The organism is Lentzea sp. NPDC055074, assembly GCF_053608005.1.
Window position 1 is genome coordinate 15174 of the sequence record NZ_JBSGUQ010000013.1, and the last position, 14549, is coordinate 29722.

General features: G+C 69.2%; 18 protein-coding genes. 9 read left to right on the forward strand and 9 right to left on the reverse strand.

Annotation, left to right across the window (positions count from 1 at the left end):
• Nucleotides 1-38: 38 nt before the first annotated feature.
• From ACWF7A_RS26780 to ACWF7A_RS26790, 3 genes are read left to right on the forward strand one after another with little or no spacing between them, the layout of a single operon-like run.
• Nucleotides 39-1085: an NAD(P)H-dependent flavin oxidoreductase gene (locus ACWF7A_RS26780; RefSeq protein WP_452253249.1), complete on the forward strand. Its 1047-nt coding sequence runs from the start codon at nucleotides 39-41 to the stop codon at nucleotides 1083-1085.
• Between the two features lie 10 nt (nucleotides 1086-1095).
• Nucleotides 1096-2619 carry a DUF885 domain-containing protein gene (locus ACWF7A_RS26785; protein ID WP_452253250.1) on the forward strand — a complete coding sequence of 508 codons (1524 nt, stop codon included), beginning with the start codon at nucleotides 1096-1098 and terminating at the stop codon, nucleotides 2617-2619.
• A complete protein-coding gene (locus tag ACWF7A_RS26790) occupies nucleotides 2619-4148 on the forward strand; it encodes a DUF885 domain-containing protein (protein ID WP_452253251.1) in 1530 nt (509 codons plus the stop codon). The genes ACWF7A_RS26785 and ACWF7A_RS26790 overlap by 1 nt, the downstream gene beginning before the upstream one ends.
• Here the strand turns inward: ACWF7A_RS26790 and ACWF7A_RS26795 are convergent.
• Complete coding sequence (locus ACWF7A_RS26795; protein WP_452253252.1) at nucleotides 4123-5541, reverse strand: amino acid permease; 1419 nt, start codon at nucleotides 5539-5541, stop codon at nucleotides 4123-4125. The two genes, ACWF7A_RS26790 and ACWF7A_RS26795, sit on opposite strands and share 26 nt — an antisense overlap.
• Nucleotides 5542-5599: 58 nt before the next feature.
• Nucleotides 5600-6568: a zinc-binding dehydrogenase gene (locus tag ACWF7A_RS26800; protein WP_452253253.1), complete on the reverse strand. Its 969-nt coding sequence runs from the start codon at nucleotides 6566-6568 to the stop codon at nucleotides 5600-5602.
• 70 nt (nucleotides 6569-6638) lie between these two features.
• Between ACWF7A_RS26800 and ACWF7A_RS26805 the strand changes: the two genes are divergently transcribed.
• From ACWF7A_RS26805 to ACWF7A_RS26820, 4 genes are read left to right on the forward strand one after another with little or no spacing between them, the layout of a single operon-like run.
• Nucleotides 6639-6845, forward strand: a complete 207-nt coding sequence (locus ACWF7A_RS26805; RefSeq protein ID WP_452253254.1) for a hypothetical protein — start codon at nucleotides 6639-6641, stop codon at nucleotides 6843-6845.
• Nucleotides 6842-7285 (forward strand): ribonuclease domain-containing protein, encoded by a 444-nt coding sequence (locus ACWF7A_RS26810; RefSeq protein ID WP_452253255.1) that lies wholly within the window; start codon nucleotides 6842-6844, stop codon nucleotides 7283-7285. Before ACWF7A_RS26805 ends, ACWF7A_RS26810 begins: the two co-directional genes overlap by 4 nt.
• Complete coding sequence (locus ACWF7A_RS26815; protein WP_452253256.1) at nucleotides 7282-7545, forward strand: barstar family protein; 264 nt, start codon at nucleotides 7282-7284, stop codon at nucleotides 7543-7545. The genes ACWF7A_RS26810 and ACWF7A_RS26815 overlap by 4 nt, the downstream gene beginning before the upstream one ends.
• Nucleotides 7546-7588: 43 nt before the next feature.
• Nucleotides 7589-8005, forward strand: coding sequence for a hypothetical protein (locus ACWF7A_RS26820; protein WP_452253257.1), 417 nt, complete (start codon nucleotides 7589-7591; stop codon nucleotides 8003-8005).
• 170 nt (nucleotides 8006-8175) lie between these two features.
• Here the strand turns inward: ACWF7A_RS26820 and ACWF7A_RS26825 are convergent, their stop codons facing one another.
• Nucleotides 8176-8946: an enoyl-CoA hydratase family protein gene (locus ACWF7A_RS26825; RefSeq protein WP_452253258.1), complete on the reverse strand. Its 771-nt coding sequence runs from the start codon at nucleotides 8944-8946 to the stop codon at nucleotides 8176-8178.
• A gap of 62 nt (nucleotides 8947-9008) precedes the next feature.
• Here ACWF7A_RS26825 and ACWF7A_RS26830 point away from each other — a divergent pair, with 62 nt between their 5' ends.
• Nucleotides 9009-9626, forward strand: coding sequence for a DJ-1/PfpI family protein (locus tag ACWF7A_RS26830; protein WP_452253259.1), 618 nt, complete (start codon nucleotides 9009-9011; stop codon nucleotides 9624-9626).
• A 61-nt stretch (nucleotides 9627-9687) separates the two neighbouring features.
• On the forward strand, nucleotides 9688-10065 hold the full coding sequence (locus ACWF7A_RS26835; protein ID WP_452253260.1) for a MarR family winged helix-turn-helix transcriptional regulator: 378 nt from the start codon (nucleotides 9688-9690) through the stop codon (nucleotides 10063-10065).
• Between the two features lie 28 nt (nucleotides 10066-10093).
• Here the strand turns inward: ACWF7A_RS26835 and ACWF7A_RS26840 are convergent, their stop codons facing one another.
• The 6 genes from ACWF7A_RS26840 to ACWF7A_RS26865 all read right to left on the reverse strand — a co-directional run bounded on the left by ACWF7A_RS26840 (nucleotide 10094) and on the right by ACWF7A_RS26865 (nucleotide 14546).
• Nucleotides 10094-10705, reverse strand: coding sequence for a cyclase (locus ACWF7A_RS26840; RefSeq protein ID WP_452253261.1), 612 nt, complete (start codon nucleotides 10703-10705; stop codon nucleotides 10094-10096).
• Nucleotides 10706-10858: 153 nt separating this feature from the next.
• Nucleotides 10859-11413 carry a hypothetical protein gene (locus ACWF7A_RS26845; protein WP_452253262.1) on the reverse strand — a complete coding sequence of 185 codons (555 nt, stop codon included), beginning with the start codon at nucleotides 11411-11413 and terminating at the stop codon, nucleotides 10859-10861.
• A gap of 222 nt (nucleotides 11414-11635) precedes the next feature.
• Nucleotides 11636-12142, reverse strand: coding sequence for a hypothetical protein (locus ACWF7A_RS26850; RefSeq protein ID WP_452253263.1), 507 nt, complete (start codon nucleotides 12140-12142; stop codon nucleotides 11636-11638).
• Nucleotides 12143-12221: 79 nt separating this feature from the next.
• A complete protein-coding gene (locus ACWF7A_RS26855) occupies nucleotides 12222-12917 on the reverse strand; it encodes a sirohydrochlorin chelatase (RefSeq protein WP_452253264.1) in 696 nt (231 codons plus the stop codon).
• Nucleotides 12914-13786: an ABC transporter permease gene (locus tag ACWF7A_RS26860; RefSeq protein ID WP_452253265.1), complete on the reverse strand. Its 873-nt coding sequence runs from the start codon at nucleotides 13784-13786 to the stop codon at nucleotides 12914-12916. Before ACWF7A_RS26860 ends, ACWF7A_RS26855 begins: the two co-directional genes overlap by 4 nt.
• A complete protein-coding gene (locus ACWF7A_RS26865) occupies nucleotides 13770-14546 on the reverse strand; it encodes an ABC transporter ATP-binding protein (RefSeq protein WP_452253266.1) in 777 nt (258 codons plus the stop codon). The genes ACWF7A_RS26860 and ACWF7A_RS26865 overlap by 17 nt, the downstream gene beginning before the upstream one ends.
• Nucleotides 14547-14549 lie beyond the last annotated feature (3 nt).

Consider the following 14549-nt stretch of genomic DNA (forward strand, 5'->3'; position numbering starts at 1 on the left):
CCAGGCATTTGTCGCCCGATCCAACTAGGTTGTCCTCTATGTTCCACACGCTGGCCGTGCCTGTGATCGCCGCGCCGATGGCAGGTGGCCCCTCCACTCCCGAACTGGTCGCCGCGGTGAACGAGGCAGGCGGGTTCGGGTTCCTCGCGGCGGGCTACCTCACCGTCGAGCAGCTCGCGGAGAAGATCACACGCACGAGCGAGCTCACGAGCAAGCCGTTCGGGGTCAACCTGTTCGTCCCCGGCACCCGGTCGACAGCCGACATCTCGTCCTACGTGCGGCGCATCACGCCCTTCGCGGAGAAGGTCGGCGCGGTGCCGGGCGACCCGCGCTGGGACGACGACAACTACGCGGCGAAGCTCGAGCTCGTGCTGGCGCTGCGGGTGCCCGTGGTGTCGTTCACGTTCGGCCTGCCCGACGTCGACGACGTCCAGCGGCTCAAGGCTGCCGGGTCCACGATCGTCGTGACGGTCACCACCCCCAGCGAGGCACGGCAGGCGCAGCAGATCGGCGCGGACGCCGTGTGCGTGCAGGGGTCGGACGCGGGCGGCCACCGCGGCACGTTCGCCGACGACGGCATCTCGCCCGGCGGCGGTGAGCTGTACGGCACCCTCGCCGCGATCAGGCTCGTGCGCGCCGCCGTCAGCCTCCCGGTGATCGCGACCGGCGGCCTGGTCAACGGCGCCGACGTCGCCGCCGTGCTGGCGGCGGGAGCGGTCGCGGCCCAGCTCGGCACCGCGTTCCTCGGCTGCCCTGAGGCGGGAACCAATGCGGCACAACGGGAAGCGCTCGCTGAAGGAGCCCGCCGCACGGCGCTCACGAGGGCGTTCAGCGGCCGGCCCGCACGGGGTCTCGTGAACAGGTTCCTGATCGAGCACGGCCCGCACGCGCCCGCCGCGTACCCGAACGTCCACCACCTGACGCGCCCGGTGCGCGCGACCGGCGAGGTGGAGGTCATGTCGCTGTGGGCCGGGACCACGTACCCGCTCGCGACGGCCGAACCCGCGGGAGTGATCGTGCGGCGGATCGGTGCGGAGCTCACCGAAACGATCAAGACCTTGGCGGACCGGTTCGGTCGCGGCTAAGAAGGAGGGCGTGACCTCGCTCTCAGATGAGACCTTCCAGGCGATGATGGACTGGAACCCGTTGTTCGCCACGCTCGTCGGTGTTCCAGGCTGGGACGACAAGCTCGAGGACCACAGCCCGGAGGGCCACCGCGAGCTGCGGGCGCGGCTCACGGACGTCCTGAGCCGCGTCGACTCGAGCGACGAGGACGCGGTGTCGCGGGACGTGATCCGGCACCAGGCCGAGTCGATCATCACCATGATCGACGCCCGGCTCGTCGAGCACAGCGTCGCCAGAGGGCTGAACTCCCCGGTGACGCTCCTGCTCAGGAACACCTCGCAGGTCGACTTCTCGCAGCGCCGGCACGCGGTCCCGCACTTCCTGGAGCAGGTGGCGGGGCGGTTGCTCGACACCGACCGCAGGCCGTTGCGCCGGCACGTGGAGAGCGGGGCGGCACACGTCGAACGGTTCCTCGCCTCGCCCCGCCAGGAGTGGGAGGGCGATGCAGACCTGCGTCCGGCGTTCGCCCGCTACCGCGAGGTCCTGCTGGGGCTTCCCGGCCGTGACGACGCGCAGGCGGGCCTGTGCTGGCTGCCCGAGGGCGAGGAGAACTACCGCAGACTGGTCCGCGACTACACCACGACGTCCTACACGCCGGCCGAACTGCACCAGCTCGGGCTCGAGCTGATCGCCGGGCTGCGCGAGGAGTACGCGGAGATCGGGTCGCGGGTGTGGGGGACCTCGGACGTACCGGAGATCTTCCGCCGGTTGCGCACGGAACTGTTGTGGGCCAACGAGGACGACATGCTCACCAGTGCGGCGGAGGCCGTCGTCCGGGCGAACGCCGAGGCGCCGAACTGGTTCGGCAGGCTGCCGAAGGCGCGGTGCGAGGTCCAGTTCACCCCGGAGCAGGACCGCGCCAACGCGCCGTTCGCGTACTACGTCGACGCGGCGCTCGACGGCTCCCGTCCCGGCGTGTACTTCCTGAACCCCTTCGACGCCACCTCGCGCAGCCGCACGCTGTCGGAGGTGACGGCGTTCCACGAAGCGGTTCCCGGCCACCACTTCCAGATCTCGATCGCCGCCGAGACGGAGCTGTCGAACGTGCGGAAGTTCGCGTTCGTCGACGCCTACCTCGAAGGCTGGGGCCTCTACACCGAACGCCTGGCCGACGAGATGGGGCTCTACTCGTCCGACGAGGCACGTCTCGGCATGCTGGGCCTCGACGCGATGCGCGCCGGGCGGCTCGTGGTCGACACGGGACTGCACGCCCTGGGCTGGTCGAGGCAGCAGGCCGTCGACTACCTGCGCGAGAACACCGTGATGGACCACTCGGAGATCGACGGCGAGATCGACCGGTACATCGAGACGCCGGGACAGGCTCTCGCGTACATGGTGGGACGGCTGGAGATCCTGCGGATCCGTGCCGAGGCCCGCGCCGAGATGGGGCCGGATTTCGACATCAGGGCGTTCCATGATCTGGTGCTGGAGAACGGCATCGTACCGTTGTCCACACTGGGCGGTCTTGTTTCCGAATGGTCTGGGAGGGCCTGATGTCACTGGCGGATGAGATGTTCCAGGCGGTGATGGACTCGTCACCGCTGTCCGCCGCGATGTTCGGTCTGCCGGGCTGGGACGACCAGCTGGAGGACCTGGGCGTCGAGAGCGAACAGGCGATGAACGCGCGGATCCAGGACATCCTCGACCGTGCCGAGACGAGCGACGAGGACCCCGTCACGCTCGCCGTGATCAGGCACCAGGGCCGGGCGATCATCGACCGCACGAACGCCAGGCTGGTCGAGCACACCGTCGCGCAGGGACTGACCGCGCCGGTCAACGGCCTGCTCATGATCGCGACGAAGGTCGACGTGTCGCAGCGGCTCGACAAGTTCCCGCGCTACATCCGGCAGGCGGGGCAGCGGTTGCGCGACTCCGACCGCAGGCCGTTGCAGCGGCACGTCGCCGTCGGCGTCGAACGGGTGGAGGCGTTCCTGGCGTCGCCGGTGCAGCCGTGGGAGGGCGAGCACTCCGCGGCGATCCGCGAGGCCGTCGCCGAGTTCCGCGACGTGCTGGCGTCGATCGAGGACGGCCGCAGTGACGAGCACGCCGGCCTGTGCTGGCTGCCCGACGGCGAGGAGAACTACCGCAAGCTCGCCCGCAACTACACGACCACCTCGCGCACCCCCGATGAGCTGCACCGCCTCGGCCTCGACATCATCGCGTCGCTGCGCGAGGAGTACGCCGAGATCGGGTCACGGCTGTGGGGCACCTCTGACGTGCCGGAGATCTTCCGCCGGTTGCGCACGGAACTGTTGTGGGACAACGAGGACCAGATGGTCGAGAGCGCGGTCGAGGCGATCGAGCGCGCCCAGGCCGAGGCGCCGAAGTGGTTCGGCCGCATGCCGAAGACCGACTGCCAGGTACGCCTGGTCGACGAGGCCGGACGCTCGACGGCGCCGATCGCGTTCTACATGCCCGCCGCACAGGACGGCAGCCGTCCGGGCATCTACTGGCTCAACCCGCTGGGCGCCACCGAACGCAGCCGCACCCTGTCCGAGGTGACGGCGTTCCACGAGGCCGTGCCGGGCCACCACTACCAGGTGAGCATCGCGGCCGAGACCGACATGCACAACATGCGCAGGTTCGCGTTCATCGAGGCGTACCTGGAGGGCTGGGGCCTCTACACCGAGCGCCTCGCGGACGAGATGGGCCTGTACTCGTCGGACGAGCAGCGACTCGGGATGCTGGGCCTCGACGCGATGCGCGCCGGACGCCTCGTGGTCGACACGGGCATCCACGCGTTCGGCTGGTCGCGCCAGCAGGCCATCGACTACCTGCGCGAGAACACCGTGATGGCCGAGCCCGAGATCATCTCGGAGATCGACCGGTACATCGAGATGCCGGGGCAGGCGCTCGCGTACATGGTGGGGCGCCTCGAGATCCTGCGCATCCGGTCCGAGGCGCAGGAGAAGCTGGGCGACCGGTTCGACATCCGCGCGTTCCACGACCTGGTGGTGGGGAGCGGCGCGGTGCCGCTCTCCACCCTCGACCAGATCGTCACCGCTTGGGCCGACGCTCCATGACGGAGTGCTTCTTCGAGTAGGCGAAGTAGATGATCAGGCCGATCACGAACCAGACCGCGAACCGCAGCCAGGTCTCCGGGTTGAGGAACGTGATCAGCCAGATCGAGAAGATCACGCCGATGATCGGCACCACGGGCATGCCCGGCGTCCTGAACGTGCGCGGGAGGTCGGGCTGCTTGTAGCGCAACACGATCACGGCCACGCACACCACGACGAACGCCAGCAGGATGCCGATGTTGGTGAGCTCGGCGGCCTCCGCGATCGGCAGGAAGCCGGCGATGATCGCGGAGGCGATGCCCAGCACCCAGGTGATGCGCGTCGGAGCGCGCTTCACCGGGTGCGTCTTCGCGAACCACGGGGGCAGCAGGCCGTCCCGGCTCATGGAGTAGCCGACGCGGGCCGCGCCCATCAGGAACGTGAACAGCACCGTCGTGATGCCGAGGATCGCGCCGACGCTGATGATGATGCCCAGCGCGGGCAGGCCGACGTCCGCGAACGCCGTGGCGAACGCGGACTCCGCGTCGACGTCCTTGTAGTTCACCATTCCGGTCAGCACCAGGCAGGCCAGCACGTACAGGACCATCGACACCGCGAGCGAGTAGATGATCGCCTTCGGCATGTGGCGCTGCGAGTCCTTCGACTCCTCGGCCGCCGTCGACATCGCGTCGTAGCCGAACACCGCGAAGAACACCGTCGCGGCACCCGTGAGGGCGCCCGAGATGCCGAACGGGAAGAACGGGTTGTAGTTGTCGGTGTTGATGTGGAACGCGCCGACGACGATGACCAGCGCCACGACCGCGATCTTCAGGTACACCAACGTGGTCTCGAACCGTGCCGCGTTCTTCATGCCCGTGTTCAGCACGTACGCGATGAGCAGGCACAACAGGACCGCGAACAGGTTGACCTTGTACGTGCCCGAGGCGACGTCGCCCGTCTCGGTGCCGGGTGCGCCCAGCATCCACTGCGGTAGATGGATGTTCAGCAACGACAGCAGCTCGGTGAAGTAGCCGGAGATGCCGATCGCGACCACCGCCACGATCGCGGTGTACTCGAGCAGCAGGTCCCAGCCGATGAACCAGCCGACGACCTCGCCGAGCACCGCGTAACCGTAGGTGTAGGCGCTGCCGGCCTTGGGGATTAGGCCCGCGAACTCCGCGTAGGAGAACGCCGCCGCCGCGCTCGCGATGCCGGCCACGAGGAACGAGATCAGCACGGCGGGGCCGGCCGTCTTGTTCGCGACGGCGCCCGCGAGCGAGAAGATGCCCGCGCCGATGATGCCGCCGATGCCGATCGCCGTGAGCTGCCACAGGCCCAACGTTCTGGTGAGCCCGTCGCCCTTGTCCTCGGCGATCTGTTCTATGGGCTTGCGCCGGAAAACGCCCTGCGTAGTCATGGGACAACTGTCACGCGGTTCGCGCACACCCGCTGACCAGCAGGGCGTTTTGTGCCTTTTACGGGCGGCTGAAGACGATCTTGCCCGCCGTGTCGCCCTCCAGCATCGAGCGGAGGCCCTGCTCGGCGTCCTCGAACTTCAGCTCGGCGCCGATCTGCGGCTTGAGGTCGTTGAGCGCGCAGAACCGCATCAGGTCGCCCAGCTCCTCGCGGGTGCCCATGGTCGAGCCGACGACCCGCAGCTGCAGGAAGAAGAGCCGCTGGAGCTCGGCCGCGGACGCGTCACCGGACGTCGCGCCCGAGATCACCACGATGCCGCCGGGCTTGAGGGCCTTCATCGAGTGCGACCAGGTGGCCTTGCCGACGGTCTCGAACACGGCGTCGACCCGTTCGGGCAGCCGGGCGCCGGACTCGAACGCGTCGTGCGCGCCGAGGGTCTTCGCCAGCGCGCGCTTCTCCTCGCTGCGGCCCGTGACCCACACGCGGAACCCGGCGGCGCGGCCGAGCTGGATCAGCGCCGTCGACACGCCACCCGACGCGCCCTGCACGAGCATCGTCTGACCGGGGCGCAGCCCGGACTTCACGAACAGCATCCGGTACGCGGTCAGCCACGCCGTGCCCATGCACGCGGCCTCGGCGAACGAGAGGTCCGCGGGCTTGGGCAGCGCGTTCTGGGCCGGGACGACCACGTGGTCGGCGAACGTGCCCTGGTGCTTCTCGGTGAGCAGCGTGCGCCTCGGGTCGAGCGTCTCCTCGCCGGCCCAGTTCGGGTCGCCGATGACGGAGTGCAGCACCACCTCCGTGCCGTCGTCGAGCACACCGGCGCCGTCGCAGCCCAGGATCATCGGGAACTGCTCGGGCTTGATGCCGACCCCGCGCAACGTCCACAGGTCGTGCATGTTGAGGCTGGCCGCCTTGACCGCGACGCGCACCCACCCGGCGGGGACCTCGGGCTCGGGGCGCTCGCCCACGCGAAGCGAGGCCAGCGGGTTCTCAGGACTGGGTTCTGCTGCGTAAACGGCGAACATGGTTCGCAACATACCCACCTGGATCGTGGCCAAATGCCGTGACTCGGGTCACGCGACTACTCTCGGGTCCGTGGACTGGCTTGTGCAGTGGTGGGACGGGGTCGAGCTGTGGGTGGTGCAGCTGCCCGTCGCCGTGCAGTTCCCCGTCGTGATGATCGTGGTGCTGCCCTTGTGCCTGGGCGTGGCGCGGCTGATCGACCGGGTCGCTGACTGGGGCGCGAACAACCCGGCGTCGGTCCCGGAGCCCGAGCTCGAAGCGGAGAAGGTCACAGCGTGAGTCCTGGTCGTCGCCTGACCGTCGCACTGGTCGGGCTCGTTGCCCTCGTCGTGGTCGGGTGGTTCTTCAAGGACACCTCCTCGACCTCCGAGACGCCGCCCGCGAGCATCGCGCCGTCGGCCTCGCAGCTCGCCGTCCCCGGCGGGAAGTCCGGGCTGGACGTCCAGGCGCTGTCGAAGCTTCCCGCCGAGGCCGCGAAGACGTGGAAGCTGATCGAGGCGAAGGGGCCGTTCCCGTACCCGCGCAACGACGGCGTGACGTTCCAGAACCGCGAGAAGCGGCTGCCCGCCAAGGACTCCGGGTACTACAAGGAGTACACCGTGCCGACACCGGGAAGTCCCGACCGGGGCGCGCGGCGGATCGTCACCGGGTCGGAAAAGGAAGTCTTCTACACCGGCGACCACTATTCGTCGTTCGTCGTCGTGGACGTCAGCAAATGAAACGGCACATTCTCGTTTCGGAGAAGGTCGCCGCGATCTCGGCCATTGCCGCGGCGCTCGACTTTCCCGAGTGGTTCGGGCAGAACCTCGACGCCCTGTACGACAGCCTGACCGATCTCTCGTGGCTGCCCGCGGGGGAGTACGTGCTGGTCGTGCCCGCGGACCTGGACTCGTCCGTGCTGGAAGTGCTGCGTGACGCCGCGAAGCAGACCGCCGAACCGGGTGACCGGAAAGTGCGCGTGATTCGCACAGAACGGTGACGTGGGCTGCGGGTTTCGCGTCCGGAGTGGACAGTGCCGTTCCATGGGAACGCAATTCCGCCGCTCGAGCTGTGCGCTCGGCGTCGTCGTGGTTGTCTCGATTCTTTGTCCGGCGACGTCGTTCGCCGGTGACCCCGACTGCTCGCAGGAGGGGCCTTTCACGCCGTTCGAGACGATCGACGGCGACAACCCCGTGACCATGCTCAACGGTCGCGTGGTCGAGCTGCGCGCGTCGAACAAGTCCAAGTGCGCGTGGGGCCGCATCTCGCACGGCACGCCGGGCGAGGAGATCTGGACGGACCGCAAGGAACCCTCGGCCAACGGGCACGAGGGCTTCCTCGGCTACACCAGGATCGACTCGGGTTCCGCGAAGTACACCGACGCGTTCAAGAACGACGGCAGGCTCATGCGCGCCTGCGGGTCGTCGCAGGGCCGCATCGAGTGCACCGGCTGGTTCTAGTGGTGTGACTCGGAATGTCGGCGAGGTGATCCACGCTCAGCAGCGCGCCTCGCGGCGCCGCCCCCACGCCCCCCGTACAACCAGTACGAGGACGTGGGGGCGACACCACGATGCACCCGTCTGACCGCGAATCCCCCCGGCGACGTTCCGAGCCACACCACTAGACCGGATCAGCTCTCGGCAGGCACCCAGGAGGGCTTGCGCTTCTCCCTGAACGCGGTGATGCCCTCCTGGCCCTCGGGGCCTCCGAAGTGCTGCGCCGACAGCTTCAGCATGTCCGCGAAGACCTCGCCGAGGTTCGTGGACCGCTCCTGCTGGAGCATCTCCTTGGTGGCGGCCAGCGCGTTGGGGGCGCCGAGCGCGAGCATGTCCGTGTAGCGGCGGACCTCCGCGTCGACGTCGTCGGTCGCGGCGTTGAGCAGGCCGATCTCCTTGGCCCGCTGCGCGTCGAACGTCTCGCCGGTGAGGAACAGCTCGTGGGCCTGGCGGGGGAGCAGGCGCGGCAGGACCGTCACGGAGATGACGGCCGGCACGACGCCGATCCGGACCTCGCTGAACGCGAACGTCGCCTTGGCGTCCGCGATGGAGATGTCGCACGCAGCGACGATGCCGACGCCACCCGCGCGGGCCGGGCCCTTGAGTGCCGCGACGACCGGCTTCGGACTGGTCCAGAGCTGTTCGAGGATCGCGGGGAACTCGTTGACGCCCTGGTCGCCCGCGCTCGCCCCGGCGGCCTCCTTGAGGTCCATGCCGGAGCAGAACACGGAGCCCGTGTGGGTCAGCACGACCACGCGCACGGTCTCATCGCTCGCCGCGCTGTTCAGGTGCTCCTTGAGCTCCCGGCGCAGCTGCGAGGACAGCGCGTTGCGGTTGTGGGGAGAGTCCAGCGTGATCGTCGCGATGCCGCGCTGCACCTCGTAGTGGACCAGCTCGTCTGCCATGCCGCTGACCTTAGCCGGGCGGTTGTTTGACAGCATGCTGTCACTTATGACAGTCTACTGTCATGACACAGACGGTGTACCTCGTTCTGACCGACCAGCTCGCCGACTGGGAGTACGGCCACGTGGCCGCGCAGGTGAGCCTGCAGCAGTTCCAGCAGCAGCCGGGGCGGTACGAGATCCGGACGGTCGGCCTGACCGCGGACCCGATCCGCACGGTCGGCGGTGTGCGGATGCTGCCCGACGTCGCGATCGGGGACGTGTCGGTGGAGGACGCGGCGATGCTCGTGCTGCCGGGAGGCGACGGGTGGGAGACGCCGGCGGTGGCCGAGGCGTTCGGCAAGCTCGCGCGGCGGTTCCGCGAGGCCGGCAAGCCGGTCGCGGCGATCTGCGGGGCCACGGTCGCGCTCGCGGCCGAAGGGCTGCTCGACGACGTGGCGCACACGTCGAACTTCCCCCAGATGCTCGGTGCCTACGGCGGCGCGGCGCTCTACCGCGACGAGCGCGTGGTCCGGGACCAGGGCGTGATCACGGCGGGTGGCGCGTCGTCGCTGGAGTTCGCGCGCGAGGTGCTGGCGGAGCTGGAGACGTTCTCGCCCGGGACCCTGCACGCCTGGTACGAGTTCAACCGCGTCGACTCGGTCGAGGCGTTCGGGAAGCTGGTGGCGAGTGTCCAGGAGTGAGCCGGCGTCCCGGAGCGAGTCGGGTGACGTTCTCACCGACGTCGTGATGAGGACTTTCCGCTTGTACGGAACGTTTCTCGAGGCGGCCGAGGTGATGACGAAGCCGGTGGGCCTGACCGCGGCGTGGTGGCAGGTGCTCGGCGCGGTGCTGCGCGAACCGTTGTCGGTCTCGGGTGTGGCGCGGGAGATGGGGCTGACCCGGCAGTCCGTGCAGCGGATCGCGGACCTGTTGGTGGACAAGGGTTTGGCCGAGTACCTGCCGAACCCGGCGCACGCCCGCGCGAAGCTGGTGCGGCCGACCGAGGAGGGCTACGCGGCCATCGAACGGTTGCGGGACGCGCAGTACGAGTGGGCGAACCGCGTCAGTGCGCAGGTCTCGCTGGAAGACCTGCGCACGACGCTCGCCACCATGACCGCTCTGGTCGCGGCTAGTTCCTGATGCCCGGCAGGGGGTGGGGCACCAGGGACTAGCCGATCGTGGTCGTGGTCAGCACGGGGCTCGGGTCCGGGTAGCCCTTCGCGGCGGCGTTGATCGGGAACCCGATGACCACCACCACGGCGGTGAAGGTGAGGCCCGGGGCGTCGTAGCTGGTGCCGCCCAGCTTCGTGGTTATCGTCCCGGTGCCGCCCGCCTGGAGGTCGATCGTGACGGTCGGCAGCTCGAAGTCGGCGCCGCCCTTGATCGGCCCGGGCACGGTCAGCACGACGTCGTTGCCCTGCAAGGCGACCGTGGGCGTGCCGCCCAGTCCCGAGCCGCCGGACAGCGCCGCGGAGGTGAACTTCGAGTTGGCGGGCACGGGCAGCCTCAGCGCGAGACCCTTGATCTCCCGCACCTGCCGTCCACCGGCCTCGGTGGGGATCTTGTTGGGTGCCGGGTCGATCGTGACCTTGACCGCGCCGTTGGGTGCGACGGTCGCCGGTGCCGACGCGTCGACGCCCTGGTCGAGCGTGAAGTCCGACGACTGCCCGGCGGCACTCGCCCGGAGCTTGTAGGTGATGGTCTGCGGAGCTGCTGACGCGTTGACGGCGAACATCAGCATCGGTACCAGTGCGGCTGCTGCGATTCCGGCTGGCTTCATGGCCTCTCCCCGTTGAGTGGACGAGGGACATCTTCAGCACGCGGCGTAACCAATTGACTACTCATGAGTAGGTTTCACGTCAACAGTTCACACTTCACATCGCCCGAACGGCGCTGTGGGTTCGATCTTGTGGCGGCGGCGGAAAGTGGTGGTTCAGCGCCGCTTCGCGGTGCTGTGGCCCAGCCCGGCGATCGCCGACAGCACGAAGCCCGCGAAGAACAGTCCGAAGCCCAGCCCCAGGTTCGGGCCTCCGACGCTCGGGGACGGGTGCTGACCGGGAACCGGGAAGGCCCTCGCGGTGGTCTGGAACTCGGGTGGCAGCGCCTCGACGGGGAAGTCGGCGGGTATGTCGGCGGTGGGGAAGGCCGGCGTGAGGCGGGTGCTGGCCGGGTCCGGTCCGTCGAACGCGCCCAGGAGGCCGAACACCACGATCCCCATGCCCGCCAGCGCGACGAGGGTGCCCGTCCACAGGAGCACCTTGACCCACACCGGTGCGCCCGACACGTCGTGGCGCCCGGAGCCCTCGCTCGACCGCGGGAAGGGCGGGAAGCGGTGGTGACCGTGGTGGCCGTCGTCCAGGTCCTCGAGGTCGTCGATGCTGCCGTCGAAGATGCCGTCCCGGACGCTGCGGTCCTGGAAGTCGTCGGCGCTGCCGTCGAAGAACCCGTCCCGGACGCTGTTGTCGAACTGCTGCGGATCGCTGGTCACGTCGCCCCCCCGGAGTCGTTCGGCAGTTGGTACCACGCCGGGATCTGGTGCCGGGGTGTTTCGGCGGAGTCCGGGACTCGGGCCGCGACCGTCTGCCGTGCCGGGGCGTGGGGCAGCGGTTGGGGTCAAATGTGCTACGCTGGCCGCATAGCCTCTGCCACTAGGCGGAGGAAGTGAGCCCAGGTGCGCTTCCGGACGGTTGCTGCCTGGGCTTCGCGCTTTTCAGGGTTCGATGCGGGTCACCACGGGGCTGATTCGCCGCACCCAGTCACCACCGGCTCCCAGGCACCACGCGACGGCGTCGCTCACCCACAACGCCGGCTCGGCAGACGACTGGATGTGTTCGTAGACGATGCCCGCGTCGCGAGCCTTGGTGTGCGCCAAGATCACGCGATCGCGAGCATTGCCCGCGTGGTCGCGCGAGTCGAGAACGAGCCTGCTGACCCCTCGATCGACCGCTTCGGTCACCAGTCGTTCGAGTAGAACGGCTCGCGCGGAGTCGCCCTTCCTGCAGCTGGACACCACGACCACTTCGAACGTCCGTTCAACGATGCGCGAGACGATGAACTTGCGGCGGCTGTCCTTCTCCGACTTGAAGTGCACGCGCCGCTCACCGGGCAGCAGGAGGCTCCGCATCAGCGATCGGGTCGAGTGCAGGGCTGCGGGAGCGACGAGCGTGGCGGCCAGTAGGTGGCCGCCACGTTCGGTCTCGTCGACGAACATATGCATCCAAACAGGATCGCAGGTGACCCCGACAATTCCCGCTCGGGTAGTTGCACACAATCCAAGGACTTGCTTACCGCACAACCTAAGCAGCGACGATCTGCCGTGCCAGAGCGGAGTCGTAGCGGTCGAGCACGAGCTGAGCGACCTCCACGTCGTCACCCAGCGGCCGCGCCACGACGGCATCGCCCGCGAGCTTCGCCACCTTGTCCGGCAGCAGACCCGGCGCGAGGAACCACGACGCCACGGCGATCCTCTTGGCGCCCTTCGACTTCAGCTTCTCGATCGCCTCGGGCACGGTCGGCGAGGCGATCGACGCGAACGCCGCCTCCACCCCGGCCCAGCCCGACTCGCGCGCCCAGCGCCGGGCCACGCGGGCCACGGCCTCGTTCGCCGGTGCGTGCGACGATCCCGCACCGGCCAGGACGACACCCAGAGACCTGTCCCCGAACGACACCCCGGTCTCGGAGAGCCGCCGCAACGCCGCCGACTCCAGCCGCGGATCCGGTCCCAGCACGTCGGTCACCACGGCGGGGACCCGGGACTCGGCGACCGCGGCCGGAACGTCGACGCGGGCGTGATAAGCCTTGCCCAGCAACAAGGGCACGACCACGGCAGGCCCGCGCAGCACGTCGCTCAGGCGCGGCGCGCACAGGTCCAGGAAGCACCCGCGGACGTCCAGCTCGGGCCGCAGCGACCGCACCACGTCCAGCAGGGCGTGGATCGACGCGGCCGAACGGGGGTCACGACTGCCGTGCGCGACGGCGACAAGAGGAGTCACAACGCCCCCGTGAGTCCACGCGCCCGCAGCACGGCGCGTTCCAGCGGACGGAACAGCAGCAGCTCGATCCCGATGCCCACCAACAGGATCAGGAAGATCGCCGCGATCACCATGTTGATGTCGTTCAACGACGACCCGTTGTGCAGGTACTGACCGAGCCCGACACCGAGCTGGGGCGAGGTCGCGATGATCTCCGCGGCCATCAGCGACCGCCACGAGAACGCCCACCCCTGCTTGAGTCCCGCGAGGTAACCGGGAAGGGCGGCGGGCAGCAGGATGTGCCGGGCCGAGGCCAGTCGCCCGGCCCCCAGAGCGCGTCCCACCCGAGGCAGCAGCGGCGGGATCTGGTCGATGCCCGCCACCAGCCCGTTGGCGATCGACGGCACCGAGCCCATCAGCACGACGAAGTAGATCGTCGACGGCGTCACGCCGAACCACAGGATCGCGGCCGGAACCCAGGCGACGGACGGAAGTGACTGCAGACCGGTCAGCAACGACCCGATCGCCGCGCGCACCACCCGGACCTTGGCGATCAGCAGACCCAGCGGCGTGGCGATCAACACCGCCGCGAGGAACCCGAGCACCGCGCGGTGCAGCGAGGTCCACAGGATGCCGAACGCCTCGCCGGTGGAGACCGAGCGGACGAGCTCGTTCCACACGTTGACCGGCGCGGGCAGCTGGAACTCCGGCAGGATCGCCGAGGCCCACAACCCCTGCCACACGCCCAGAAGCAGCGCGAAGGCGATGATCGGGGGCACGCCGGTCTTCAGGAAACGCTGCCACACCGACGCCCTGTGCGCCTCGGCGGGCACGTCCAGGGCGTCGAGGCCCGCGCCGACCTTGTCGAGCGTGTCAGGAGGCGTGGCCACTGATGACCTCTCGCAGATGGGTGTTGATCTCGTCCAGGACCTCGTCGCGCGAGTCCTTCACGTCCCACTCGCGCACGACGCGGCCCGGACGTGAGGACAGCAGCACGACGCGCTGGCCGAGACGGACTGCTTCACGCACGTCGTGCGTCACGAAGATGATCGCGGTGTTCGTGGTCTCCCACACCCGGATCAGCTCGGACTGCAGCACGTCGCGCGTGATGGCGTCGAGCGCGGCGAACGGCTCGTCCATCAGCAGCAGGGCGGGAGCGCCGTCCGCGGACACGGTGGTGGACGCCAGCGCGCGAGCCAGAGCCACGCGCTGACGCATACCACCGGAGAGCTCGTGCGGACGCTTGTCCGCGACGTCGCCGAGCCGCACCAGTTCGAGCAGCTCCTGGGCGCGACGCTTGCGCGCGGCGCGGCCGACACCGGCGAAGCGCAACGCCAGCTCGACGTTGCGGGACGCGGTCAGCCACGGCATCAGCGCGGGCTCCTGGAACATCACGGCCGGGCGTGACGTGTTGAGCTCCAGCGAGCCCGACGTCGCGCCGTCGAGGCCGGCGACGATGTTCAGCAGCGTGCTCTTGCCGCAGCCGGACGCGCCCAGAAGGCACACGAACTCACCGGGCTTGACCTTGAGATCAACCCCGTCGAGCGCCACCACGGCCGAGTTGCCGTGGCCGAAAACCTTGCGGATGCCGGTCAGTTCGACGGCCGTATCCACAGTGGACAGAGAAGCGGTCTCGAGCGTGGCGGTCATGGT

What these genes read in the sequence shown, in the direction of transcription:
- ACWF7A_RS26780 (WP_452253249.1), top strand. Translation starts at nt 39, where the DNA reads ATGTTCCACACGCTGGCCGTGCCTGTGATCGCCGCGCCGATGGCAGGT.
- ACWF7A_RS26790 (WP_452253251.1), top strand. Translation starts at nt 2,619, where the DNA reads ATGTCACTGGCGGATGAGATGTTCCAGGCGGTGATGGACTCGTCACCG.
- ACWF7A_RS26795 (WP_452253252.1), bottom strand. Translation starts at nt 5,541, where the DNA reads ATGACTACGCAGGGCGTTTTCCGGCGCAAGCCCATAGAACAGATCGCC.
- ACWF7A_RS26800 (WP_452253253.1), bottom strand. Translation starts at nt 6,568, where the DNA reads ATGTTCGCCGTTTACGCAGCAGAACCCAGTCCTGAGAACCCGCTGGCC.
- ACWF7A_RS26815 (WP_452253256.1), top strand. Translation starts at nt 7,282, where the DNA reads ATGAAACGGCACATTCTCGTTTCGGAGAAGGTCGCCGCGATCTCGGCC.
- ACWF7A_RS26820 (WP_452253257.1), top strand. Translation starts at nt 7,589, where the DNA reads ATGGGAACGCAATTCCGCCGCTCGAGCTGTGCGCTCGGCGTCGTCGTG.
- ACWF7A_RS26825 (WP_452253258.1), bottom strand. Translation starts at nt 8,946, where the DNA reads ATGGCAGACGAGCTGGTCCACTACGAGGTGCAGCGCGGCATCGCGACG.
- ACWF7A_RS26830 (WP_452253259.1), top strand. Translation starts at nt 9,009, where the DNA reads ATGACACAGACGGTGTACCTCGTTCTGACCGACCAGCTCGCCGACTGG.
- ACWF7A_RS26840 (WP_452253261.1), bottom strand. Translation starts at nt 10,705, where the DNA reads ATGAAGCCAGCCGGAATCGCAGCAGCCGCACTGGTACCGATGCTGATG.
- ACWF7A_RS26850 (WP_452253263.1), bottom strand. Translation starts at nt 12,142, where the DNA reads ATGCATATGTTCGTCGACGAGACCGAACGTGGCGGCCACCTACTGGCC.
- ACWF7A_RS26865 (WP_452253266.1), bottom strand. Translation starts at nt 14,546, where the DNA reads ATGACCGCCACGCTCGAGACCGCTTCTCTGTCCACTGTGGATACGGCC.